This is a genomic window from Tessaracoccus caeni (assembly GCF_029211185.1).
Classification (GTDB): domain Bacteria; phylum Actinomycetota; class Actinomycetes; order Propionibacteriales; family Propionibacteriaceae; genus Arachnia; species Arachnia caeni.
Window position 1 is genome coordinate 1 of the sequence record NZ_JARGDO010000031.1, and the last position, 24,459, is coordinate 24,459.

General features: G+C 66.6%; 23 protein-coding genes. 7 read left to right on the top strand and 16 right to left on the bottom strand.

Translation table 11 applies throughout. The annotated features are described in order from the left end of the window. Positions 1-143 precede the first annotated feature (143 nt). The 10 genes from aroB to P0D62_RS18305 all read right to left on the bottom strand — a co-directional run bounded on the left by aroB (position 144) and on the right by P0D62_RS18305 (position 10,153). On the bottom strand, positions 144-1,211 hold the full coding sequence (aroB, locus tag P0D62_RS18260; RefSeq protein WP_275703966.1) for a 3-dehydroquinate synthase: 1,068 nt from the start codon (positions 1,209-1,211) through the stop codon (positions 144-146). 97 nt (positions 1,212-1,308) lie between these two features. Further along, positions 1,309-1,806 (bottom strand): shikimate kinase, encoded by a 498-nt coding sequence (locus P0D62_RS18265; RefSeq protein ID WP_275703967.1) that lies wholly within the window; start codon positions 1,804-1,806, stop codon positions 1,309-1,311. Continuing rightward, positions 1,803-2,999, bottom strand: coding sequence for a chorismate synthase (gene aroC, locus P0D62_RS18270; RefSeq protein ID WP_275703968.1), 1,197 nt, complete (start codon positions 2,997-2,999; stop codon positions 1,803-1,805). Before aroC ends, P0D62_RS18265 begins: the two co-directional genes overlap by 4 nt. 13 nt (positions 3,000-3,012) lie before the next feature. Continuing rightward, entirely contained in the window at positions 3,013-3,870 is an 858-nt protein-coding gene (locus P0D62_RS18275; RefSeq protein ID WP_275703969.1) for a shikimate dehydrogenase family protein, read from the bottom strand. Then, positions 3,837-5,009: an endolytic transglycosylase MltG gene (mltG, locus tag P0D62_RS18280; RefSeq protein ID WP_275703970.1), complete on the bottom strand. Its 1,173-nt coding sequence runs from the start codon at positions 5,007-5,009 to the stop codon at positions 3,837-3,839. Before mltG ends, P0D62_RS18275 begins: the two co-directional genes overlap by 34 nt. Continuing rightward, positions 5,006-5,467 (bottom strand): Holliday junction resolvase RuvX, encoded by a 462-nt coding sequence (gene ruvX / locus P0D62_RS18285; RefSeq protein WP_275703971.1) that lies wholly within the window; start codon positions 5,465-5,467, stop codon positions 5,006-5,008. Before ruvX ends, mltG begins: the two co-directional genes overlap by 4 nt. Further along, positions 5,460-8,111 (bottom strand): alanine--tRNA ligase, encoded by a 2,652-nt coding sequence (gene alaS / locus P0D62_RS18290; protein WP_275703972.1) that lies wholly within the window; start codon positions 8,109-8,111, stop codon positions 5,460-5,462. Before alaS ends, ruvX begins: the two co-directional genes overlap by 8 nt. A gap of 23 nt (positions 8,112-8,134) precedes the next feature. Further along, positions 8,135-8,371 carry a hypothetical protein gene (locus P0D62_RS18295; protein ID WP_275703973.1) on the bottom strand — a complete coding sequence of 79 codons (237 nt, stop codon included), beginning with the start codon at positions 8,369-8,371 and terminating at the stop codon, positions 8,135-8,137. Beyond that, positions 8,371-8,739: a DUF948 domain-containing protein gene (locus P0D62_RS18300; RefSeq protein WP_275703974.1), complete on the bottom strand. Its 369-nt coding sequence runs from the start codon at positions 8,737-8,739 to the stop codon at positions 8,371-8,373. The genes P0D62_RS18295 and P0D62_RS18300 overlap by 1 nt, the downstream gene beginning before the upstream one ends. A 58-nt stretch (positions 8,740-8,797) precedes the next feature. After that, a complete protein-coding gene (locus tag P0D62_RS18305; RefSeq protein WP_275703975.1) occupies positions 8,798-10,153 on the bottom strand; it encodes a replication-associated recombination protein A in 1,356 nt (451 codons plus the stop codon). 347 nt (positions 10,154-10,500) lie between these two features. On the opposite strand from P0D62_RS18305, the gene P0D62_RS18310 reads away from it, so the two are divergent. Beyond that, complete coding sequence (locus tag P0D62_RS18310; protein WP_275703976.1) at positions 10,501-11,724, top strand: multidrug effflux MFS transporter; 1,224 nt, start codon at positions 10,501-10,503, stop codon at positions 11,722-11,724. A gap of 61 nt (positions 11,725-11,785) precedes the next feature. On the opposite strand, the gene aspS is transcribed toward P0D62_RS18310, so the two are convergent. Together aspS and P0D62_RS18320 are read right to left on the bottom strand one after the other, a co-directional pair. After that, a complete protein-coding gene (gene aspS, locus P0D62_RS18315) occupies positions 11,786-13,570 on the bottom strand; it encodes an aspartate--tRNA ligase (RefSeq protein WP_275703977.1) in 1,785 nt (594 codons plus the stop codon). 81 nt (positions 13,571-13,651) lie between these two features. Beyond that, on the bottom strand, positions 13,652-13,792 hold the full coding sequence (locus P0D62_RS18320) for a hypothetical protein (RefSeq protein ID WP_275703978.1): 141 nt from the start codon (positions 13,790-13,792) through the stop codon (positions 13,652-13,654). Positions 13,793-13,892: 100 nt separating this feature from the next. Here P0D62_RS18320 and P0D62_RS18325 point away from each other — a divergent pair, with 100 nt between their 5' ends. Further along, positions 13,893-14,684: a cytochrome b5-like heme/steroid binding domain-containing protein gene (locus tag P0D62_RS18325; RefSeq protein WP_275703979.1), complete on the top strand. Its 792-nt coding sequence runs from the start codon at positions 13,893-13,895 to the stop codon at positions 14,682-14,684. Positions 14,685-14,810: 126 nt separating this feature from the next. Continuing rightward, positions 14,811-15,596, top strand: coding sequence for an HpcH/HpaI aldolase family protein (locus P0D62_RS18330; RefSeq protein WP_275703980.1), 786 nt, complete (start codon positions 14,811-14,813; stop codon positions 15,594-15,596). 82 nt (positions 15,597-15,678) lie between these two features. Here P0D62_RS18330 and P0D62_RS18335 read toward each other — a convergent pair whose 3' ends face one another. Genes P0D62_RS18335 through P0D62_RS18345 form a run of 3 tightly spaced genes read right to left on the bottom strand, consistent with a single transcriptional unit; the run spans position 15,679 to position 18,312 of the window. Continuing rightward, the gene (locus tag P0D62_RS18335) at positions 15,679-16,281 is read right to left on the bottom strand and encodes a nucleoside/nucleotide kinase family protein (RefSeq protein WP_275703981.1); all 603 of its coding nucleotides are present in this window, start codon (positions 16,279-16,281) and stop codon (positions 15,679-15,681) included. A gap of 5 nt (positions 16,282-16,286) precedes the next feature. Beyond that, on the bottom strand, positions 16,287-17,618 hold the full coding sequence (gene hisS / locus P0D62_RS18340; protein WP_275703982.1) for a histidine--tRNA ligase: 1,332 nt from the start codon (positions 17,616-17,618) through the stop codon (positions 16,287-16,289). A 37-nt stretch (positions 17,619-17,655) separates the two neighbouring features. Further along, the gene (locus P0D62_RS18345) at positions 17,656-18,312 is read right to left on the bottom strand and encodes an MBL fold metallo-hydrolase (RefSeq protein WP_275703983.1); all 657 of its coding nucleotides are present in this window, start codon (positions 18,310-18,312) and stop codon (positions 17,656-17,658) included. A gap of 80 nt (positions 18,313-18,392) precedes the next feature. On the opposite strand from P0D62_RS18345, the gene P0D62_RS18350 reads away from it, so the two are divergent. The 3 genes from P0D62_RS18350 to P0D62_RS18360 all read left to right on the top strand — a co-directional run bounded on the left by P0D62_RS18350 (position 18,393) and on the right by P0D62_RS18360 (position 22,482). Beyond that, positions 18,393-19,637, top strand: a complete 1,245-nt coding sequence (locus tag P0D62_RS18350; protein ID WP_275703984.1) for a DUF349 domain-containing protein — start codon at positions 18,393-18,395, stop codon at positions 19,635-19,637. Positions 19,638-20,053: 416 nt separating this feature from the next. Continuing rightward, a complete protein-coding gene (locus P0D62_RS18355) occupies positions 20,054-21,853 on the top strand; it encodes an SIR2 family protein (protein WP_275703985.1) in 1,800 nt (599 codons plus the stop codon). A gap of 74 nt (positions 21,854-21,927) precedes the next feature. Next, positions 21,928-22,482 (top strand): hypothetical protein, encoded by a 555-nt coding sequence (locus tag P0D62_RS18360; protein WP_275703986.1) that lies wholly within the window; start codon positions 21,928-21,930, stop codon positions 22,480-22,482. On the opposite strand, the gene P0D62_RS18365 is transcribed toward P0D62_RS18360, so the two are convergent. Beyond that, positions 22,473-22,916: a helix-turn-helix domain-containing protein gene (locus P0D62_RS18365; protein WP_275703987.1), complete on the bottom strand. Its 444-nt coding sequence runs from the start codon at positions 22,914-22,916 to the stop codon at positions 22,473-22,475. The genes P0D62_RS18360 and P0D62_RS18365 overlap by 10 nt on opposite strands. A gap of 379 nt (positions 22,917-23,295) precedes the next feature. Here P0D62_RS18365 and P0D62_RS18370 point away from each other — a divergent pair, with 379 nt between their 5' ends. After that, a complete protein-coding gene (locus P0D62_RS18370; RefSeq protein WP_275703988.1) occupies positions 23,296-24,264 on the top strand; it encodes a toll/interleukin-1 receptor domain-containing protein in 969 nt (322 codons plus the stop codon). The last annotated feature ends 195 nt before the right edge of the window (positions 24,265-24,459 follow it).

Here is a 24,459-nt window from a genome sequence, read left to right on the forward strand (position 1 = left end):
ATCACAAGCGGCTCAGACCTCCCACGCGCCCGCCGCTGTCTCAAACGCTACATCGCACGAGAACTCTTCAAACACCTCGAAAACCACCATTGACAAACATAGAAGCGTCTCCTTCGTCGCACCTCAGAGAGCAGCGTGAGGGGTCAGAGTTCGGCGTAGGCGCGCTCTAGCGTGGTCTCGTCGGGGGCGTTGAGGATGCGCGGGGTGCCGACCTTTTCCAAGCCCACCAAGCGCAGGGTGTTGCCGCGGGCCTTTTTGTCGAGGCTCATGATCGGGCGCAGGTCGGCGAACGGGGCATCGTAGCGGAGCGGGAGACCCAGGCCGCCGAGGAGGTCGTCGTGGAGAGCAACGATCTCCGGGCTGAGACCCAGCAGGTCGCGGGAGACCCGGGCGATCCAGGCCATGCCGACGGTGATCGCCTGGCCGTGGCGCCAGGTGTAGCCGGCGTGCTTCTCGATCGCGTGGCCCAGGGTGTGGCCGTAGTTGAGGGCCTCGCGGCCGATCTTGTCGGCGGTGGAGGTGGCCTCTCGGAAATCCTTGGCCACCACGTCGGCCTTCACCTGGACGGCACGGGTGACAAGCTCCGCGAAACGCGGGCTGGTCACGTCGGTGCATTCGGCCAGGTTCTCCTGGGCCAGCTCCAGGATCCGGGCGTCGGAGATGAACCCGCACTTGATCACTTCGGCCAGACCCGAGGCAATATCGACGGCGGGCAGCGAGGCCAGTTCGTCGAGATCGCAGAGCACACCGAGCGGCTCGTAGAAGGCGCCCACCAGATTCTTGCCGGCGGGCAGGTTGATGCCGGTCTTGCCGCCCACGGCCGCGTCCACCATGGCCAGCACGGAGGTCGGCACCGAGATGTAGCCGATACCGCGCAGCCACGAGGCCGCGACGAAGCCCGCCAGGTCGGTGGTGGTGCCGCCGCCGAAGCCGACGATCACGTCGTTACGCGTGAAGCCCGCCTCGGCCAACCGGTTCCAGCACTCGGTCAGCACCTCGGGCGTCTTGGCCGCCTCGGCGTCGGGCACCGGGATGAGCAGGCATTCGCGGTCGGTAAGTTCGGCCAGCAGCGCGGCGCGAGCGCTCAACGGCACGGGATGGATGATCGCCACCCGAGTGGCGTCGCCGAGCAGCGCGGGCAGGCGATCGACGGCGCTGCGCTCGATCACCACGTCGTAGGGCCCGGCGGCCGAGTTCACCCGCACGCTCATTCTGCTCCCCGTTCCGCCGCCAGCTCGTCGGCGACCACGACGGCACTGCGTGCGATCACCACGTCGTAGGGCCCGGCGGCCGAGTTCACCCGCACGCTCATTCCGCTCCCCGCTCCTTCGCCAGCTCGTCGGCGACAACCGAGGATCCGCGGCCGTCGGTGTCGATGATGGTGGTGGCCACCGACTCGTAGTACGGCGTGCGCTCGCGCAGCAGCTCGATCAGCCGGCCGCGCACGTTGCCCAGCAGCAGCGGTCGCACGGTGTTCATGCCGACCCGTCGGGTGGCCTGGCCGATCGAGACCTTCAGCCAGATCACGTCATGACCCTTCAGCGCCTCGCGGATGCGGGGGTTCATCACCGCTCCCCCGCCGAGCGCCACCACGTCCTCGGCTTCGATCAGCTCCAGGGTGGCGTCCTCCTCCAGCGCGCGGAAGTGGGCCTCTCCCTCGTCGGCGAAGATCTCGGCGATCGGCTTGCCGACCACCTCCTCGATCCGCTGGTCCACGTCGACGAAGCCAAGCCCCAGCTTGCGGGCCAGGCGCTTGCCGACGCTCGACTTCCCGGCGCCCGGGGCGCCGATCAGAATGATGCTCATCGGGCGAGCCCCAGCCCACGTTCCTCGATACGAGCCAGGTAGGCCTGAGCATTGCGCTTGACCTCGGCCACGGAGTCGCCGCCGAACTTCTCCAGCACCGCCTCGGCCAGCACCAAAGCCACCATGGCCTCGGCGACGACGCCGGCAGCCGGAACCGCGCACACGTCGCTGCGCTGGTGGTTGGCTGCGGCGGGCTCGCCGGTGGTGACGTCGATGGTGCGCAGCGCCCTGGGCACCGTGGCGATGGGCTTCATCGCAGCGCGCACCCGCAGCACCTCGCCCGTGGACATGCCGCCCTCGGTGCCGCCCGCATTGTGCGTGGCGCGGGCGATGCCGCCCTCACCGGGCACGATCTCGTCGTGCACCTTGGAACCCCAGCGACGAGCGGCCTCGAAGCCGTCGCCCAGCTCCACGCCCTTGATCGCCTGGATGCCCATCAGCGCGCCGGCGAGGCGGGCATCGAGCCGCCGGTCGCCCTGGATGTGCGAGCCAAGGCCCGGGGGCAGCCCCCACGCGAGCACCTCGACGACGCCGCCCAGGGTGTCGCCGGCCTTCTTGCAGGCCTCCACCTCGGCCAGCATCTGGGCCTCGATGTCCTTGTCGAAGCAGCGCACAGGGCTGGCGTCGATCTGATCGAGATCGTCGAAGCGCGGCAGCACGCGCGAGGTGGACCGCACCGGACCCAGCTCGACGACGTGGCTGAGCACCGTGACGCCCAGCGCCTGGTTCAGGAACGCGTGCGCGACCGTGCCCAGCGCGACGCGTGCGGCCGTCTCGCGGGCGGAGGCCCGCTCGAGGATGGGACGGGCCTCGTCCCACTCGTACTTCTGCATGCCCACCAGATCGGCGTGCCCGGGACGGGGCCGGGTGAGCGGAGCATTGCGGGCCAGCGAGGCCAGGATCTCGTCGTCCACCTCGCCCGGAGCCATCACCTGCTCCCACTTCGGCCACTCGGTGTTGCCCACCTGGATCGCGACGGGCGAGCCGAGGGTCTCGCCGTGCCGGAACCCGCCCAGCAGCGTGACCTCGTCGGCCTCGAACTTCATCCGCGCGCCGCGCCCCACGCCCAGCCGTCGCCGCGCCAAGGCGGCCGAGATCTCGGGCACACCGACGCGCACGTGCGCGGGAATGCCATCCATCGTCGCAATAAGGGCTTGACCGTGCGATTCGCCGGCCGTCATGTAACGCAGCATGGCGTCCATTCTGTCAGAGCTTCGCTCGCCTCTTCAGTTCGCGACCGGCTGCCGAGCGGGCCAGCTCGAAGGTGATCGGCTTGCCGGTGAGCAGGAAGAACTGGTCGACGGCCTGCCCGGCCAGCAGATCCAGACCGTTGAGGCTCATGCGTCCCGCCACGGCGGCGGCCTCCCCCAGCGGGGTGGGCCAGGGGTCGTAGACGGCGTCGAAGATCACGGCGGAATGCTTGGCCCAGCGCTCGGCGTGGGGCGCCGTCGCGGCGGTGGGCACGGTGCTGGCGAGCAGGTCGATCCCGGCGACCTCCTGGTCGATCAGCTCAGGCGTGACGGTGATGCCGAGCGCGTTGCCCAGCTCCACCAATGACGCCGCTCGCTCGGGCACGCGCGCCAGCACGAGGACCTCGCGCGTGTCCAGGCCGGCGAGCGCCACCAGCAGCGAACGCGCGGTCGCGCCGTTGCCGACGATGGCCGCCACCTTCGGTGCCTCCAGCCCGTGGGCGCGCCACGCACGGACGAAGCCCGGCACGTCGGTGTTGTGCACCGTCGCGCCGCTCTCGGCCAGCACCAGGGTGTTGCCGCCGCCCACCAAGCGGGCAAGCTGGTCGGGCTCGCCGTGCTCCAGCAGCGCCGCCTTGTGGGGTGCTGTGACGCTGAGCCCTGCCCACGCCGGATCGGCCTTCACCGACGCGATGAAGCCGTCCAGCTCCTCCGACGAGACCGTGATGGCGTCGTAGCGCCACTTCAGGCCCACGGCCTCATAGCCCGCGCGATGGATCGACGGCGACAGCGAGTGTTCCGCGGGATCGCCGATCACGGCTACCCGTCGCGACGGCGTGCTCAGCAGAGTCCCCGATCCTTGTTCGCGGAGCACCAGGCCTGGAACTTTGCCCTGTTCGCCTCATGTTCGGCGTTGGTCTTCGCGAAGAGCGTCTCGCCAGTGTCGAGATCGACGGTCACGAAGAACAGCGCATCGGTATCGGCGGGGCTGAGCGCCGCCTCGATGGCCGTCTTGCCGGGGTTGTTGATCGGGCCCGGCGGGAGCCCCTTGTGCTTGTAGGTGTTATACGGCGAGTCGCTCTTGCGATCCTCGGCCGTGGTGGTCACCTTGCCGCTCTTGCCGACCGCGTAGTGCACCGTGGAGTCCATCTCCAGCTTGATGCCCTGCTCCAGGCGGTTGTAGATCACGGCTGCCACCATAGGCTGGTACTCGGCCTGGTGCACCTCGCCCTCGATGATCGATGCGACCGTCAGCACCTCCAGGGGCTTCATCCCCATCTCCTTGGCGCGCCTGTCCAGGTCGGTCTCCTTGACGACCTTCTTGAACTGAGCGATCTGCGTACGAATGATCGACGACGCGCTGACCGGCTCGGCCACCTGATACCGAGCGGGGAAGAGGAATCCCTCGAGGCCCTTCGCCCACTTCGGCAGCTTGTACTTGTCCGGATCCGCGTATGCGTCCGCCACGTCGTTCGGATCGAGCTCGATCGTGCGGATCGTCTCATTCTTCGTGCCACCGTTGCCATCGTCGACCTTCTTGGTGACATCGATGCGGGCGGCGATGTAGTCGGCCTGCTCCTTGGCGGTGGTGCCCTCGGGGAAGGTCACCCACAGGTTCACCTGGTTGTCGGCGTCGAGAAGCATCGCGAACGCCTTTTCCGCCGGAAGCTCCTTCTTCAGGAGGTACCGGCCCGCCCTCAGCTCCGACCATCGCCCGGACTCGTTGACGGCGCTGCGGAAGGCCTTGGTCGACTTGACGACGCCCAGTTCGGTGAGCTGATCGCCCAGCTGCGTCGCGGACGGATCCTTCCCAACCAGCACCTCGACCTCGCCGACGCCGTCACCGAGGTAGTCCTCTTCGGTGCGCCACTCGACGTAGGCCGCATTCACTTTGTCGTAGACGAACCAGCCGCCACCGATCAGCACGGTGAGGCTGAGTATGACGGCGAAGGCGCTGCGCGCGTGATACCCGATGGTGCGCCAGATCGGCTCATTCCCTTGCATGGGGCTCATGACTCCTCTGTCTCGATCGGTTGTCCCGCGGGCGAACCGGTGCGTTCCTCGATGTCCAGGGCACGCTGCAGGATCTCCACCGCAGCAGCCTGATCGATCACGGAGCGCTGGCTACGAGAGCCACGCCCCGCGGCACCCAGACTACGCGACGCCGACGCGGTGCTCAGCCGCTCGTCGACCAGGTACACCGGAACCGGCACGATCCGACTGGCCAGCCTGCGGGCCTTGCCGGCCACGAATCCGGCGGCGATCGCCTTCTCGCCGCTCAGCGTCAACGGGTAGCCGACGTAGACGACGCGCGGGCCGATCTGCGAGATCAGCTCGGTGAGCCGCCGCATCTCGTCGGATCCGGCGGCCACCGTCTCGACCGGGTAGGCGAACGACGTGCCGGAGTGGCTCGCGGCCACCCCGATCCGGGCCTTGCCCCAGTCGATCGCCAGCCTGCTGCCGTCAGCCACGGATCTCCACGGCCGTGCGCACCGCGGCCAGCGCCTTGTCGGAACCGGACGCGTCGGTGCCGCCGCCTTGAGCCAGGTCGTCCTTGCCGCCGCCCTTGCCCCCCAGCTCCGCACACGCGACGGAGATCAGACGGCCCGCGCGCAGCCCCAGCTCGCGCGCCGCGGCATTGGTCGCCACCACGGCCGCCGGCTTGGCGTCGCCGCCCACCAGCGCCACCACCGCAGGGCCGGAACCGAGCCGCTCGCGCAGGTCGAGCACCAGCGAGCGCAACTGGCCCCCGCCGACGCCGGGCAGCGTCGCACCGAGGTAACGAACGCCGTTCACGTCGACGGCGCCCTCCACCAGCTGCGCGGCACCCGCCAGCAGCTTCTCGGCGTTCAGCGCGGCGATCTGCTTCTCGGCGTCCTTCAACTGCGCGATCAGCTTCTCGACGCGGCCCGCCACCTGATCCTGCGGCACGCGCAGCGAATCGGTGAGCTGGTTGACCAGCGCGCGCTCGGCGGCGAACTTCTTGAAGGCATCGGCCGAGACCAGCGCCTCGACGCGGCGCACGCCCGCGCCGATGGACTGCTCGGAGAGCAGGTTGAGCAACCCGATCTGCGACGTGGTGGCAACGTGGGTGCCGCCGCACAGCTCGCGCGACCACGGCCCCGCCAGCTCCACCATGCGCACGATCGGCGGGTACTTCTCGCCGAACATCGCCATAGCGCCCAGCGCCTTAGCCTGCTCCAGCGGCATCTCCTGCGCGGTCACCGCGAAGTTGTCAAGGATCGCCTGGTTGGAGCGCGCCTCGATCTCGGCCTTCAGCTGCTCGGACATGCCCGTCGTCGACGAGTAGTCGAAGCGCAGGTAGCCGGGCTTGTTGTATGAACCGGCCTGGGTGGCCGTCGAGCCCACCAGCTCGCGCAGCGCCGCGTGCACGATGTGCGTCGCCGTGTGCGCCTGGCTGGACTCGTGCCGCGCCAGCGGATCGACGCTCGCCTCGGCCTGGGCGCCCGCCCCCAGCTCGCCCAGCACCTGCACCCGGTGCACCACCAGGCCGGGAACGGGGCGCTGCACGTCGAGCACCTCGAGAGTGAAGCCGTCGCCGGTGATCACGCCGTGGTCGGCGTCCTGGCCGCCCGACTCCGCGTAGAACGGCGTCTCCGCCAGCACGATCTCGACGGTGCTGCCGTCGGTGGCGCGGCTGACCAGCTGCCCGTCGGAGACGATGCCCCGCACGGACGTGGCGATGGTGAGGTCGCGGTAGCCGAGGAACGGCACCTCGCCCTGCTCGCGCAGCTGGCGGTAGACCTCGGTGCTGGCCGCGCCGCCCTTCTTCGCCTTCGCGTCGGCGCGGGCGCGCTCCTTCTGCTCCTTCATCAGGGCATCGAAAGCGGCGCGGTCGACGCTCAGGCCCTGCTCGGCCGCCATCTCCATGGTCAGGTCGATCGGGAAGCCGTAGGTGTCGTGCAGCTGGAAGGCCTTGTCGCCGTCGAGGGTGACCTGCTTGTCCTGCTTGGCCTGGGAGACGGCCATGTCGAACAGCACGGTGCCCGACTGGAGGGTGCGGCGGAACGTCGCCTCCTCGGCCTCGGCCGACTGGCGCACGCGCTCCCAGTTCTCCGGGATCTCCGGGTAGGACGCGCTCATCACGTCGCGCGAGACGGGCAGCAGCTCGCCCAGTACTGGCTCCTGCACGCCCAGCAGACGCATTGCGCGGATGGAGCGACGCAGCAGGCGACGCAGCACGTAGCCGCGCGCCTCGTTGCCGGGGGTGACGCCGTCGGTCATCAGCATCAGCGACGAGCGCACGTGATCGGCGACGACGCGGAACCGAATGTCGTCCTGAGGGTCGGCGCCGTAGCGCTTGCCGGAGAGCTCCGCGGCCTTCGCGATCACCGCGTAGACCTCGTCGATCTCATACATGTTGGCGACGCCCTGCTTGAGCAGCGCGACGCGCTCCAGACCGGCGCCGGTGTCGATGTTGCGGCTGGGCAGTTGGCGGAGCACGTCGAAGTCGTCCTTGGCGCGCACCGCGGACAGCTCCTCCTGCTGGAACACCAGATTCCAGATCTCCAGGAAGCGGTCCTCGTCGGCCTCGGGGCCGCCGTCACGGCCGTAAGACGGCCCGCGATCGATGTAGATTTCGGAGCACGGACCGCCCGGGCCGGGGACGCCCATGTGCCAGTAGTTGTCCTTGAGGCCGCGTTCCTGGATGCGGTCGCGCGGGATGCCCACCTTCTGCCACAGGTCGATGGTCTCCTCGTCGCCGTAGAGCGCCGTGACCCACACCTTGTCGCCGTCGAAGCCCCAGCCGCCGTCGGCCTCGGATCCGGTCACCAGATCCCACGCGTAGCGGATGGCGCCTTCCTTGAAGTAGTCGCCGAAGGAGAAGTTGCCCAGCATCTGGAAGAAGGTGCCGTGGCGAGTGGTCTTGCCCACCTCGTCGATGTCGAGGGTGCGCACGCACTTCTGCACCGACACCGCGCGGTCGAACGGGGCCGGCTCGTCGCCGAGGAAGTACGGCTTGAACGGCACCATGCCGGCGTTGACGAACAGCAGCGTCGGATCGTTGTAGAGCAGCGACGCGCTGGGCACGACGGTGTGGTCGTTGCGCGCGAAGAAGTCGATGTAGCGGCTCCGGATCTCGGAGGTCTTCATTCGTGTGTGTCCTCGATGTTGTTTCAGTTGGTCTCGTTGGCGGGGATGTTCAGCTCGGTGCGCAGCTCGTCCTCACGCTCGGCCATCGCCTCGCGGAAGGTGGCCAGGAAGTCCTTCCACCCCGCGGCGGCCTCCTGGCCCTTCTGCGTCACCTGCTCCTGGATCCCCTTGGGCGTGTAGCGCTGCATGAGCTGCTTGCCCCGCAGCACGAGGAAGACGGCGATCCCGGCGCCCACCAGGATCCAGAACAGACGCCCCATCACTTGGCCCGCTTCAGGGCCTTGCGCACGCCATAGGTGAAGGCGGCGGTCTTCACCAGCGGCCCACCCAGGGTTGCGGCGAACAGCGAGCTCATCTGCGCGGCGTTCTCCGTCACGACGGTGGCATGGCCGGACGCGCGCGCCAGGTCTTCGGTCACCACGGCCAGCTTCGCCAGCTCGGTGTTGGCGGAGGTCACGGTGCCATGGAGTTCGTTGATCACCGGCACGGCGTTGGAACCCAGATCGCGCACGGCGAGACGCACCTCGTCGAGCGTGCGACCGAGCTTGATCAGCGGCACAGCGGCGAGAGCGACCAGCACGACGAATGCGATGGCTGCGATGAGCCCTGCTATCTCACCAACGGACATATGGGTACCTCCATGTTCGACCGCGGACAACTCTATCCGAGAGTTGTCTTGCCGGTCGTCAGGAACGCAGGGTGCGGCGGATGGCCGCCATCCGCTCCGCGATCTGGGCCTCCGCGCCGTGATCGGTGGGCTGGTAATACTCGGCGCCCCGCAGATCCTCCGGCAGGTACTCCTGCGCGACGATGCCGTGCGGATAGTCGTGGGGGTACTTGTAGCCATCGCCGTGGCCGAGCTTCTTGGCACCGGCGTAGTGCGCGTCGCGCAGGTGCGCGGGAACCGCCCCGCCTTTGCCGGCCCGGATGTCTTGGCTGGCCGCGGCCAGTCCCATGTAGGCGGCATTCGACTTGGGCGCACTGGCCGCCGCGACGGTGGCGTGCGCCAGTGTGATCTGGGCCTCAGGCATGCCCAGCAGCTGCACCGCCTGGGCCGCGGCGACGCAGGTCTGCAGCACCCCGCTGGCCGCCATGCCGATGTCCTCGGACGCGGAGATCATCAGGCGCCGGGCGATGAAGCGAGGATCCTCCCCCGCCTCCAGCATCCGGGCCAGGTAGTGCAGGGCCGCGTCGACGTCGGAGCCCCGGATCGACTTGATGAAGGCCGAGATGACGTCGTAGTGCTGGTCGCCGGCTCGGTCGTAGCGCACCGCGGCGCGGTCGGCCGAGGACTCGACGGCGGCCAGGTCGATGGTCTCCTGGCCCTTGGCGGTGGCGGCCGCGGCGGACTCCTCCAGATAGGTCAGCGCGCGTCGCGCGTCGCCGCCGCTCAGCCGGATGATCGACTCGCGGGCGTCGTCGGCCAAGGTGTAGAGCCCCTGCTCCGTCGTGCGGAGTCCCCGCTCGTCGGTGAGCGCCCGGTGCAGCAGGCCGACGAGGTCGTCCTCGGTGAGGGGCTGCAGGCGCAGCAGCAGCGAGCGCGACAGCAGCGGCGAGATGACGGAGAACGACGGGTTCTCGGTGGTCGCGGCGATCAGGGTGACCAGCCGATTCTCGACGGCTGGCAGCAGCACGTCCTGCTGGGCCTTGGAGAAGCGGTGCACCTCGTCCACGAACAGCACTGTCGCGTTGCCGCGAGCCAATTCGCGGCGGGCCATGTCGATCTCGGCGCGCACCTCCTTCACGCCGGCCGTCACCGCGGACAACTCGACGAAACGCCGCTTGGTGGCGCGCGAGACCACCGAGGCGATCGTCGTCTTGCCCACCCCCGGAGGCCCCCACAGGAACACCGACATGGGCTGGCCCTCCGCGAGTCGCCGCAGCGGCGACCCCGGCTTGAGCAGCTGCTGCTGCCCGACGATCTCCTCGATCGTGCGCGGGCGCATCCGCACGGCCAGCGGAGCCTGCGGGTTCACAGCGTCGGCCAAGGATCCACCCTGCGTGGGCGTGGGATCGGGGTTGCCGAACAGATCGAAACTCATGGTCTGGCAACTCTACCGCTGCCCCGCCGCCCGGTCCGTGCAGAAGAGATTCCGCAGGTAGGTGGTGCCGTAGCGAGGACGTGCTGGATGGATGATCTGGCAAGGCGGAGAACGAAACTGCCATTGGGTATGCCAGTGAGTTGGACAACGTAGCCAGGTCGCCATCCAGTGCGCCGCAGTAGGTGCCATCTACTTGCGGGATCTCTATATCTGCGTATCCGCGAAGGCCTCCCTTATATAGCGAGGCCGCGACGTGGGCGCAGATTTATGCACGGGGTCCGGCCGATTTATGCACGGGGTCCGGCCGAATTTGCACCACGGGAACAGAGGACTAGGCTCGACCGGCTATGCAAAAAGACCTCGGCAGCACTTTCTCGCGGCGTCGTCGAATCGCCATCATCGTCACCCTCGGCCTCCTCACCGGACTCGGCCCTTTCACTATCGATCTCTATCTCCCGGCCTTCCCTGCGCTCAAGGCCGATCTGAACATCACCGACGCTCAGGTGCAGGTCACCCTGTCGGCCACCACCCTGGGCTTCGCGCTGGGCCAGCTGGTGATCGGGCCGTGGAGCGACCGCATCGGACGGCGCGCACCACTGATCGTGGCCAACACCCTGCACGTGACGGCGTCGGTGCTGGTCGCACTGGCGCCGAACGTCGAGTTCCTCACCGCCATGCGCGCCCTTCAGGGCATCGGAGCGGCAGGTGGTGCCGTGGTCGCGATGGCGATGGCGCGTGACCTCTTCAGCGGCGCCCCCTTGGTGCGGATGCTGGCCCGGCTCTCCCTGATCTCCGGCCTCGCACCGATCATCGCCCCGATCGTCGGATCGTGGATGGTCAGCGCAATGGCCTGGCAGGGCATCTTCTGGGCGCTCGCCGGCTACGGCGCGACCATCCTCGTGCTGCTGTTCCTGTTCACCGTCGAGACCCGACCGGTGGAAGAGCGCACCACCGGCGGCCTCGGCGCCCTGCTTGCGTCCTACCGCGGCGTCTTCTCCGACCGAATCTTCGTCGGAGCTTTGCTGATCGCATCCTTCGCCTTCGGCGGCCTGTTCAGCTACGTGTCGACATCGTCGGTGCTGCTGCAGGAGGTGTACGGCCTGTCGGCCCGGTCTTTCGGTGCGGTGTTCGCGGTGTGCTCGGTCGGCGTCTTCGCCGGCGTCCAGCTCGGCTCCCGGTTGGCGACGAGGTACGGCCCGCAGTGGATCATCGCCACCGGCACCACCCTGATGATCACCGCGGCGACGGCCATCCTGATCGTGAACGCCGCCGGTGGAGCGCTGGTCGCGCTGGTGCCCTGCATGTTCGCCTACACGCTGGGCTTCGGCTCCTGCGCCCCCAACAGCAACGTGCTGGCCTTGCAGAATCACCGCAAGTCGTCGGGTGTCGCGTCGTCGCTGATGGGCTCCAGCAGCATGATCGCCGGCAGCATCGTCGGCCCGATCATCGGCTCCTTCGAACTGACGGATGCCGTCCCGATGGCCCTTTCGATGCTGATCTGCGCACTGCTGTCCTCGGCATCCCTCTGGCTGGTGCTACGCCCGAAGAGCCTGCCCAAGCAGTTCCTCTGATAGACAGACAAACGCCGGCGTCTCCCAACAAGGAAACGCCGGCGTTCGCCGTGGATAAGGTTCAGGCCTTCTTCTCGCCATCCGGCTTGGCGTCGACTCCGGTCTCCTTGCGCTGCTCCGGGGTGATCGGGGCGGGCGCCTGGGTGAGGGGGTCGTAGCCGCCGCCAGACTTCGGGAAGGCGATCACCTCGCGGATCGAGTCGTAGCCGCCGAGCAGCGTCACGATGCGGTCCCAGCCGAAGGCGATGCCGCCGTGCGGCGGGGCGCCGAAGGCGAAGGCGTCGAGCAGGAAGCCGAACTTCTCCTGGGCCTCCTCGGGCTCGATCCCCATCACGGAGAACACCCGCTCCTGGATGTCCCGGCGGTGGATACGGATGGAGCCGCCGCCGATCTCGTTGCCGTTGCACACCATGTCGTAGGCGTAGGCCAGAGCACTGCCGGGATCGGTGTCGAAGGCGTCGAGGCACTCGGGCTTGGGCGAGGTGAAGGCGTGGTGCACGGCGGTCCATGCGCCGCCACCCACCGCGACGTCGCCCTCAGCCTTGGCGTCGGCCGTCGGCTTGAACAGCGGGGCGTCGACCACCCAGAGGAAGCTCCAGGAGTTCTCGTCGATCAGGCCGCAGCGCTGGGCGATCTCGTTGCGAGCGGCACCCAGCAGCGCCTGCGAGGTCGACTTGGCACCGGCGGCGAAGAAGATGCAGTCGCCGGGCTTGGCGCCGGTGGCCTCGGCCAGGCCGTCGCGCTCGGCGTCGGTGAGGTTCTTGGCGACGGGGCCGCCGAGCACGCCGTTCTCGTCGAGTGTGACATAGGCCAGGCCCCGCGCACCGCGCTGCTTGGCCCATTCCTGCCACGCGTCGAAGGTGCGACGAGGCTGCGAGCCGCCGCCGGGCATCACGATGGCGCCGACGTAGGCCGCCTGGAAGACGCGGAAGCTGGTGTCCTTGAAGTACTCGGTGAGTTCGGTCAGCTCCAGGTCGAAGCGCAGATCCGGCTTGTCGGAGCCGTAGCGGTCCATCGCGTCGAGGTAGGTGATGCGCGGGAACGGGGTGGAGAGCTCGATGCCCTTGATCGCCCAGATCTCTTTCACCAAGGCCTCGCCCAGCGCGATCACGTCGTCCTGGTCGACGAAGCTCATCTCGATGTCGAGCTGGGTGAACTCGGGTTGACGGTCGGCGCGGAAGTCCTCGTCGCGGTAGCAGCGTGCAATCTGGTAGTAGCGCTCCATGCCGGCCACCATGAGCAGTTGCTTGAACAGCTGGGGCGACTGCGGCAGCGCGTACCAGGAGCCCGGTGCCAGACGAGCCGGCACCAGGAAGTCGCGGGCGCCCTCCGGGGTGGAGCGGGTGAGCGTCGGGGTCTCGATCTCGACGAAGTCGCGCGCGTCCAGCACGCGACGGGCGGCTCGGTTAACCTCGGAACGCAGGCGGATCGCCGCGCCCGGGGCGGGCCGGCGCAGGTCCAGGTAGCGATAGCGCAGGCGTGCCTCCTCGCCGACGCTGACCCGCTCGTCGATCTGGAACGGCAGCGGAGCCGACGGGTTGAGCACCTCGAGCTCGGAGATGGCCACCTCGATCTGGCCGGTCGGCAGATCAGGATTCTCGTTGCCCTCCGGCCGTACCTCGACCACACCGGTCACCTTGATGCAGTACTCGTTGCGCAGGTCGTGCGCGCCGGTGGCGTCCAGCAGTTCGTCGCGGATGACGACCTGGACGCGGCCCGAGGCGTCGCGCAGATCGATGAAGGCCAGCCCGCCGTGGTCGCGGCGCTTGGCCACCCATCCGGCGAGCACCACTTCCTGGCCGGCGTCGTCCTTGCGCAGGGCGCCGGCGTCATGGGTGCGGATCACGAGAATTCCTTTCTTTCGAGCTGCATAGACAGTGCAGCTCGCGGCCACCCATGTTAGGGCAGCACCGGCACCCAGTCACTCTCAGCCGTGGCGAAGGAACAGCAAGAACGCCACTGCGGCGACGCTGATAAGGACGGCCGCGAAGATCAGAAGCCCTGCGCCGGGCTCGATCACCGTATCGCTGAGCGGGTCAAGAGCAGTTTCCAGGATGAGCATGATCATCACCCCCTCTCCCCCAAGTTTACCGAGCTGACGCCGGAGAACCCCAGGATCGGACGAAGAATCACAGGCTCTGCACAGGTGTTCTTCGTACACTCCCGCCATGTTCGATCAGTTCCTGGGTCTCCCATTGCATCCGCTCATCGTGCACGCCGTCGTGGTGTTGCTGCCGTTGGGAGCACTCGGTCTCCTCGTCCTGACGGTCTGGAAGAAAGGTCGTCGAGTCGGGCTGCCGCTCAGCGTCGCGGTGCTCGCCGCGGGGACGGCGTCAGCCTGGGCTGCGCGGTTCTCCGGCCAGGCCCTTCGCCAGCGCGTGGGCGTGGCCGACCTCCACGCCAACCTCGGCGGAGTGCTGCCTCTCGTCGCGACGCTGTTGCTGGTCGTCGCCGTGGTCTGGTGGCGACTCGCCCGCACAGACAAGGATCCGCTGGGCGTGCGCATCGTCGTCGCGCTGACAGCTTTGGTCGCCGTCGTGATGACGGCCGTGGTGGGTCATAGCGGCGCGCAATCCGTTTGGGGCGCCGTCGGGGAGTCCTCGCCCCCGGCCCAGTCCGTCGCTCCCACGACGTCTGCGAGCCAACCCGAGCAGACGACCTCCAGCCCTGACGAGCCGTCGGCATCGGCCTCGGTGTCGATGGATCGGGCCCCGGAGACCCCGGGCTACACGGCCACCGAGGTGGCCGAGCACGCGACCGCCGAAGACTGCTGGGTGATCATCGACGAGACGGTCTACGACCTCACCGCCTGGGTCAACCAGCACCCCGGCGGCGCAGACCGCATCACCGCCCTGTGCGGCACCGACGGCACCGCCGCCTTCACGGGGCAGCACTCCGGCGACTCAGCCCCGCAACAGCGTCTGACCGAGTTCGAGCTGGGCCCGCTCTCTACCGAGTAGTCCCGGCGAGATTCAAGTTTTCTTGCAGCTTCACAGAATACTTGCGCCACGGCGAGCAGGCGTCACCGTGCACCCCAGCCCTGGGGGCACACCGGAGCCACGTCCCAGCGTGGATAGGGTGGGCGCATGGCACAGAGTTCCTCGTCGTTCGCGGCCACCCGTGCGCCTCGTCCACGGGCCGTGCGGTTGCGCGACGCGCTCGATGAAAGGCCGTTGAGGGGCACTTTCCAAGAGTTCGACACGCCGGCCGTCACCGAGTTGCTGGGGCTTGCCGGGGCGGACTTCGTCGTGGTCGACGGCGAGCATGGCACGTTCCCCATTGATCGTCTCGAGGACTATGTGCGCGCCGGGGCCGCCGCGGAAGCCGCCGTGCTCTATCGGGCGGCCTCGTCCAACGATCAGCTCGCCCGCATCCTCGACGCCGGTTTCGCGGGCATCGTCGTGCCGCGCGTGGAGTCGGCGGAACAGGCACGCGCCATCGTGGATGCCACCCGCTTTCCGCCTGTCGGTTCTCGCGGACTCGGCCCCGGCAGGGCCGGCGGCTACGGCCTGGCCCTCGACGACCTGCGCACACGAGGCAACGATGAAGCCCTCGTCGTGGCGATGGTCGAGACCAAGGCCGGCCTCGCGGCCGTCGAACAGATCGCTGCTGTGCCGGGCATCGACGCCATCATGATCGGCCCCGCAGACCTGGCATCCAGCCTCGACGTGGAGCCCAGCTCGGCGGAACTCGCCGCCGCCATCGACCACATCAGAGACGCCACGTTGGCCGCCGGCACGCACGCCAGCGTGCACTGCGCCGACGCGGCTGACATCGAACGACGCGAGGCCGAGGGCTACCGCCTCCTGCCCGCCAGCATCGATGCAGCTCTCCTCTTCGCCGCCGCGGCACCACTGTTCACCGGGAGGTAAAGGCCGGGCACGACACAGGCCCGGCTTTTCGCACGGCGTCGCGGTCTTCGGCTAGCGCACGACGAGATCAGCGGTCTCCCGGCTAGCGCACGACGAGATCAGCGGTTTCCCGGCGTGCGACCACGATGGCGATGTTGGGCTCATCGACCTGAGTGACCCAGGCCAGAGCGTCAGACTCCTGCTCCCCATGGCCCATGCGACGGGCGATCAGCCGACGTCGCAGTTCGTCACCCGGTACGTCGAGGAACCACACTTCATCCAGCAACGGTCGCACCGCATCCCAGCCATGGTCGCCGTGCAGCAGGTAGTTGCCCTCCGTGATCACCAGCGGGATCTCACGCGGCACGGGCACCGCGCTACCGATGCTCAGCTCCAGCGACCGGTCGAAGCGCGGCGCATAGACCACGTCCTCCTCTTGAGCCCGCAGCCGTCGGAGCAGAGAGACGTAGCCGCCCACATCGAAGGTATCCGGCGCACCCTTGCGGTCTCGTCGTCCCAGAGCGACGAGCACCTCGTTGTCCAGGTGGAAGCCGTCCATTCCCACCAAGGCGGCCCGATCTCCCAGGCCAGTCAGGAGCGCCGCGCTGAGCGTCGACTTCCCGGCGCCCGGAGGCCCGACGATGCCGAGCAGCCTCCGCGCGGGCCCGGCAGCAAGCGCAGCAGCCCGCGCGACCAGATCCTCCACGATGATCAGATGTGGGAGATGACCTGGACGGTGACGTCTTCGGCCGGAGGCGCCCACACGGCGGGATCGGCCGGGGTCTGGGAACCGGTGCGGATGTCCTTGACGGAGTCGTCGTAACCGGCGCCGAACCAGACGAACGGGATGCCCCGACGCTCGGCGTAGCGGATCTGCTTGCCGAACTTGTCGGCCTTCGCCGCCACCTCGACGGGGATGCCGCGCGAACGCAGCTGGGCCGCGACGGCGATCGCCTGCTCGCGGGAGTCCTCGTTGTCGACGGCCACAAGCACCGCGCTGGGCACGCTACGAGACGCGGTCAGCTTGCCCTGGTTGATCAGCGGGGCGAGGATCCGGGTGATGCCGAAGGAGTACCCGACTCCGGGGAAGGTCTGCTTGCCGTCGCTGGCCAGCGAGTCGTAGCGACCGCCGGAGGCCACCGACCCCAGCTTCTCCGATCCGACGAGGAAGGTCTCGTAGACCGTGCCGGTGTAGTAGTCGAGTCCGCGGGCGATCTTGAGGTCGGCGACCACACGATCGGGCACGCTCTTGCTCGCCACCCGCACCACGGCGGCCAGCTCGTCGAGCCCCTGGTCGAGCAGCTCATGGGTCACGCCCAGCGCACGGACGCGCTCGACGAAGGACTCGTCCGTCGACGAGATGCCGGCCAGGTCGACGCAGGCCTGCGCCTGGGCGTCGCTCAGCCCGGCCTCCTTCGTGAGCAGCTCGATCACCGCGGCCGCACCGATCTTGTCCAGCTTGTCGACGCGCTGCAGCACGGCGGCGGGATCCTCGATGCCGAGGCCGCGATAGAAGCCCTCCGCGAGCTTGCGGTTGTTCACGTGCAGTCGCACGGGCGGCAGGCCCAGGTCGATGTGCAACTGCTCGAACACGTCCAACGCGACCAGCGGGATCTCCACGTCGTGGTGCGCCGCCAGCGCCCCCTGCCCGACGATGTCGATATCGGCCTGCAGGAACTCGCGGTAGCGGCCCTCCTGTGGACGCTCACCGCGCCACACCTTCTGGATCTGGAAGCGCCGGAACGGGAACACGAGGTGCCCCGAGTTCTCGAGCACGTACCGGGCGAAGGGCACAGTGAGATCGAAGTGCAGCCCCAGCTCGTCGGCATCGCCCTCCTGCGCGTGCAGGCGCCGCACGACGTAGATCTCCTTGTCGATCTCGCCCTTGCGCGCCAGCTGGCTCAGCGGCTCGACGGCGCGGGTCTCAATGGGCGCGAAGCCGTGCAGCTCGAAGGTGCGACGCACGATGTCGAGGACGCGGTTCTCAACGAGGCGACCGGCGGGCAGGAACTCGGGGAAGCCGGACAGGGGCTTGGGTCGCACGAGCGGGGCCTTTCTAACGAACGGGGTTCAAGCGGGTTCAGAGGTACGGGTTGGTGGCGATCTCCGCCGCCATCGTGGTGGCCTGGCCGTGCCCTGGCAGCACGCTGAGACCGGGATCGAATCGCTTCACCATGGCCGCGAGGGAGGCCTGCATCTCGGCCATGCTACCGCCGGGCAGGTCGGTGCGACCGATCGAGCCCTTGAACAGCACGTCGCCGGAGAACAGCAGTTCCTCCGCACCGTCGCTGATGTGCAGCAGCGTCGAGCCCCTCGAATGCCCGGGCGCCGCGATCGGCGTGATGCGCAGGCCGGCCAGCTCGAACACGCCCTCGTAGTCGCGCACGTCGGCGATCGCGGGCAGGGCATCGCGGCCGAGGAACTGGTGGATGAGCGGAACCATGGCCAACCCCAGCCCCTCCGAGGGCTTGGTCAGCATGGGCTGATCCGCCGCCGCGCAGTACAACGGGATGTCGTATTCGGAGGCCAGCAGGTGGGCGTCTCCGATGTGGTCGAGGTGACCGTGCGTCGCCAACAGCGCCACGGGCGTCAGGTTCAGGCGATCTATCTCGGCCACGATCGAGCCGGCGCCGAGAATGCCCGGATCGACGACAACGCACTCGCCCGCCTCCCCTGATCCCGATACCAGGTAGGAGTTGGCCTCCCAAGGAGAGACGATGATACGCGAGACAAGCACGCCCACATTGTAGAACCCCACGCGGGTGCGAGGTTTGGCGCGCCTATCCGCAGAACCGCGTCTCCGGCTAATGTTGGCCCATGAGCGAACAGCAAGCGCCCGCAGACTTCGGCCGGGTCGATCCCGACGGCACGGTCTACGTCATCACGGGTGACACCGAACGAAGCGTCGGGCAGATCCCCGACTCCACCCCCGAAGAAGCACTGGCGTTCTACGTGCGTCGTTATGAGAACCTGGCAGCGGAGGTAGGCCTCCTCGAGTCCCGGTTCGCGGCCAAGGCGATGTCGCCTGAGGAAGCGAAGAACGCCATCACGTCGGCGAAGAACAACGTGGCCACCGCCAACGCGGTCGGCGACCTTGCCGCCCTGACCACGCGCCTCAGCGCGCTGGAGGAGCAGCTGCCGGCCCAGATCGAAGCACGCAAGGCCGCGCGCGCGGAGCAGAACGCCGCGACGATCGCCGCCAAGCAGGCGATGGTCGAAGAGGCCGAGACGCTGGCTCAGGGCGAGGACTGGCGCGGTGGCGTCGATCGCTTCCGCACCCTGCTCGACGAGTGGAAGGCGCTCCCCCGCGTCGACCGCGCCACCGACAACGATCTGTGGCACCGCTTCAGCTCAGCGCGCACCACCTACACCCGCCGCCGCAAGGCACACTTCGCCGAGCTGAACTCGCGCCGCGACGCGTCGAAGTCGCTCAAGGAAGCCATCATCGCCGAGGCCGAGCCGCTGGCCGCCTCCACCGATTGGGCCGCCACCTCCGCCGCCTTCCGCGATCTGATGCGACGCTGGAAGGCCGCCGGCAGCGCCCGTCGCGCCGAGGACGACCAGCTCTGGGCACGCTTCCGGGCCATCCAGGACTCCTTCTTCGACGCCCGCACCACGGCACAGAGCGCGGTCGACGGCGAGCAGGCCGAGAACCTGGCCGCGAAGACCGCCCTGGTGGAGCAGGTGGAGAAGGATCTGCAGGGCGTCACCGAAGCCGACAAGGCCAAGGCGATCTACCGCGAGTTCCTGTCCCAGTTCAACGACCTGGGTCACGTGCCGCGAGGCGCGATGCGAGACCTCGACGTACGCGTGCGTCGCGTCTCCGACAAGGTCTCCCAGGTGGAGAACGACGAGTGGAAGCGCACCGACCCCGAAGCCCGTCGCCGGGCCGAGGAGACGGTGGCCATGTTCGAGGCCCAGATCGCCAAGCTGAACAAGGATCTGGAGGCGCACGAGGCCAAGGGCGACGCCCGCAAGGCCAAGGACGCCAAGCAGTCGATCGCCACCTACCAGAGCTGGCTCGACCAGGCCCGCACCACCCTGGAGGAATTCACCTCGTAGCAGCGACGAACGGGGCTCGACAGTCTGGGTAGGCGCGAAGCACCGATGACGCTCTTTGAGGTGCGAGTTCGCGAGCCTCGAAGAGAGCCAGCCGACGGCCGAGAGACCATCTCGACCAAAGGGCTGTTTACTTGAGGTCGTCATAAGCCTTGGGAGGCCGTGACATGTACGAGCCATACGGACCATCGCCCCGCGTGCCCCAGTACGACGTTGTCCTCACTGGAGCGGGGATCTCGTTGGCTGCTCCGGCTGGCATTCCTTCAGGTGACGAGCTGATGCGAAAGACATGGGGCCGTCTCATCCGAGACGGGCTCACGCCCACTCAACTGGATGTTCTTCAGCCCCTGACGACTCGCATTGACCCACCAGATGACCCAGCTGCGGAACACAAACCAGCCGCCATCTGGCTAGAGCCGTTGGTCGAGATCCTCGACGGTCAGGTTCAGGATCGGGACATCGTGTTCAGCACCTACGTGGACGTCAGCACTCAGACCCCGAACGACAACCATCTGCTACTCGCCAAGCTCGACGCCGAGCAAATCACCTTGAACATGGACACGCTCATCGAGGCCGCCGGTGGCTCCGCGTGGCATCTGCACGGCCGATGGGACGAACCCGACACCATCATCACCACCGTCAGGCAATACGCCGATGGTCTTCCTCCCGAAGCTCAAGCGAGGCTGCGAGCTGAGCTGCTGGACAAGCGCGTTCTCGTGCTGGGCTACTCCGGGCGGGATACAGACGTCATGCCGGTGCTTGCCCGGTGCTCACCGACTCTCCTCCATTGGGTGCACTACGACAAGGAACCTGTCCATGCGACCGTCGAGAGGCTGAACACCACACTGGGTGATCGCATGATCATCTTCAATGGCGGTGCTCAGGATGTACTCCCGCTCCTGCCTCATCCTCGGAATCCAACACCGCACTCCCCTCCCTCTACATCCCCTCCTGAGGACCGTTACCAACAGATCCCGTTGCCACGACGGCTCCTCGCTGCGGCTGCGGTCGCCTATGACCTTGGACACCATGAGATTGTCACAGCGCTGCTCTCACCTGTTCTGTTCAGTGGTGTTGATGAGATCACCCGTCTGTTCCGTGGCGTTGATGAGATCACCCGACGAAAACTGGTTTCCAGGGCTCACGTTCGCATGGGTGAAGCCCGGACCGCTCTCCGCATCTTGCTTGCCCGTCCCCAAGACCGCTTCACATTGCGGGCCTGGCCCCGCACGGCAAACGAAATCGCTGCCACGCTCCACCGCGCCAAATATTCAAGACTCGGCAAGCTCGCCGACACGGTCGTCCAGCTCCACCCGCGTGCTCGGGATGCTGCTGTCGTGAGGCGCTCGTTGACCCTGCAGGAGAAGGGCGACCTCGCGACGTCGGCCAAACTGCTGCGAGGCTTGTGCGATGATCCGCACATCCACCAACGAATCGGCGTCACGGGAGTGGTTGATGCACTGACCGCATACGCCGACACGTTGAAGCTCTTGGGAAGCTACGAAGAGGCACATGCCGCCGCATTCCGTGCCACCACTCAGGGCGAGTACGCGAATGTCTCCCAGCGAGGCTTCGCCATTCGACGGCTCGCCGAGATCGCTCACCTAGCCGGGCTCCCCTCGACACGCATCTCAGAATCCGCTGATGCCGAAACGCCCGAGCGTCTCTTGGAACAAGTCCGCACTGAAGCGGAGGCATTCAAAGAACGCGACCTCGCGTTTTGGTCCGCCGCCAGCCTTGCAGCCGTCACGTTCGATCACTCACTAGATCAGTGCCGCGACTGGCTCTCCAAAGCTCGCGCCGACGTTCCTGACCGAGGCTGGGTCGCCGAAACCTACCTGCTCCTGGTCGATGCGAGCGTCGAACTTGCTTGGGGTTCTCCGACAAAGGCGCTCGAACTCGCCAGTCAAGCCCAGCGGGTCTCCCTGCGCGGTTCGGTTGCCTATCTCATCGCCGATTTGACGCGCGCACAATGCCTCGCCAAGGCAGGAGACGCTCGTCGTGCGTCTGCGATGCTAGCTCCGCTCATTCGCCGCTTCGACAAGATCTCGGCCACGTCACTCGCCGCGCGCGCCCACCTTCTGAAGGCTGCGGTCGCAGGCGATCCTACAGCCAGCCATGCCGACTCATACCGTGCGGCTGGCTGGAACCATGAAGCAACGGCCGCCACGCGACCACCCGAAGAGCTCCTCAACTATCCGTGGCCGATCCTGCTGTAGCTTAAACGTGGACTCCAGCACCGCCACCGAGAGGCTACCGATACACTCCCGGACAACAAGTAGTTAGGAAACAAATGGCTGACTGGGTAGCAGTTCTCATCGCCGTTCTCGCAGTTATTGCAGCAATCTGGTCCGCTCGACAGAGCGATAAGGTGGCGCGAGAAGTCAGCAACGACGCTAGGGATGCCGGCATAGAGAGCGCAAAGGCAGCAGCTTACCAACGCCTTCATGAGCTATTGGTCGACCCCAAGGCAGCACGCGGACGTCGACTGCTGTTCATTGCAGCGCGACACGACGCTTTTCCCAATCTGGGCGATCCAGATTGGGACGAGATCAACTACTCCCTCGCGCTCTATGATTCATTGGGCGGCTACATCGTGCAGGGTTTCATCGATGAGAAGATCGCACTTCGCGCCTGGCATCACCCACTTAAGAAGATTCACGGCCCGGTGAATCTCTTTATGAAGCATCGAGCAGAGAACGAAGTCTCACAACCTTGGAGCTACCTAATCAACCTCCTCAGTCGCGCCCAACGCTACGAGTGCGACTGTCCGCAACAACTCGGACACGTTGGACTGAGCGCCGTCACGCAAATCCAGTCCAGCAGTAATGCCTCTCCTCAAACCTGAACGCCTGCCAAAACCGCCAAGTAAACCACGAAACTGAATCGTCTCGGGTTTTTAGGCTCCAGTTGCGGATCGGTGGAAAACTTGAACGTTTCCGTTTTCCAAGGCTTGATCCCGTAGCGTTTCCACACACCAGCCGCCGTCGAGTGATCCACCCTCAGCCACGCCGCCAACCGCCGAGAGGACCAGTGCGTGATCCCCAGACTCTTCGCCGGCGGCATCAAGGTCGCACTCACGATCGCCGACTCGTCGATCTGCTTCGGACGACCAGAGCGCGGTACAACCAACAGGCCTTTGAGTCCACTTTCCTGATAGCGGCCCCGCCACAGGTTCACCGTCGTGCGAGACACCCCCGCCATCTCCGCGACCACCTGTTTCGCTACCCCGCCAGAGGCCAGCAACACGATCCTTGCCAGCACCGCGGCACTGGCCGGCACTGTCGGTGAACGTAGCATGCGTTCCGACTCGTCGCGATTACCCGGTGTCAACACGAGAGCGGGAGCAACCCTATTCACCGTGAACCCCATTCTCCCACCCAAACGAAACCTACTTCATCGACACCCCACTGGCTTGGAGCGCACCTTTCGAGCCATCTGCAACGATCCTCCCGTGATCAAGGACGAACGACAAACTTAACTGCCTCACCACGGTGCGCTACCCAATTCACCGGACCACGCTCCGCTACCAGCAAGACTACCGAAACAGCTCGCTTCCACGGCATCGACCCCGATACAACCTTCAGTCGGCGAGTCCTTGTTGCGGGTTCGCCATGGAGGTAATATCATGGCGAGTCGGGTCTCGGGAAGGAAGCGGCGAGTGAAAGTATTTATTAGCTGGAGCGGCACGAGAAGTAAAGCGTTAGCCACGGCACTGAAAAATTGGCTTCCGCTTCCCCTGAACTACGTAGAGCCATTTCTCTCCGACAAAGACATCGGCGCCGGGGAGCGCTGGGCGCAGACAATATCCGGCGAGCTAGAATCATCAAATTTCGGGATTATCTGCATTACACCTGAAAATGTCCGCTCCGAATGGATTTTGTTTGAGGCGGGCGCGCTTTCAAAATCGATGCTCGACGCCAAGGTCGTACCTTTGCTCTTTGGGCTAGAACTGCGGGATCTCAGTGGCCCACTCTCGCAATTCCAGGCCCAGAAAGTCGAGAAGGACGGAATCATAGAGATCGTCCGAGCGATTAACAACGCTGCCGAGCATCCGGTAAAGGACACCATCGTCTCACGTAGCTTGCCAGCGTTGTGGCCCACCCTGGAGAACGACCTCGCCTCAATCCCCTCCTCGCCGCCAGAAGAACAGCAGATGCGGCCTCAGCACGAAATACTTGAGGATCTCGTTACCAGCGTTCGCTCACTAAGTTCCCGGATGCGCGACTTCGATGTCGACGCGGTCCGAGAAGACCTCTATCGCGGAAAGCGCCCTCGCCTACATCCCTTTATATTGCGTGAAATCTCCATGGAAATCGCTCATAGCGGTGATAGCGCGACAGCACTCCTCGTACTCGCCGGACTGTTCCGCGAGGACTATCCCTGGCTCAGCGAGGTTTTTACTGATGCATCGCGCGAGATTCGTTCGGGTGGGAACAAAGTAGCGCCAACCATACTACGCAGACTGGGAAAGTTCGTAAAGCAACTCCATCACTCACCGCTGGCCCGAGAATTCAGCGGGGGTTCACGAGACGAAATGCTGATGATTTCCGAGATTCCGATGATTTTAGACTTACTGAGCGACTTGAGTGACTCGACGCGGGCATCGAACACATCGGAGCTTCTATAGGGCTAATGCTTCAGCCAGTCCTCCGATGCAAAGCTCGGGCGTCTAGGTTCTGTTACGTGAGTCGTTTGCGGGCTCTTCATACCTGCGGTGGGTCGAGGGTGAGTCCTCCGCCGATGAGGAGCATGCGTAGTCGGTAGTTCTCGCGGTTGCGGAAGCCGCGGGCGATGCGGCGGTGGAGCTCGATCAAGCCGTTGA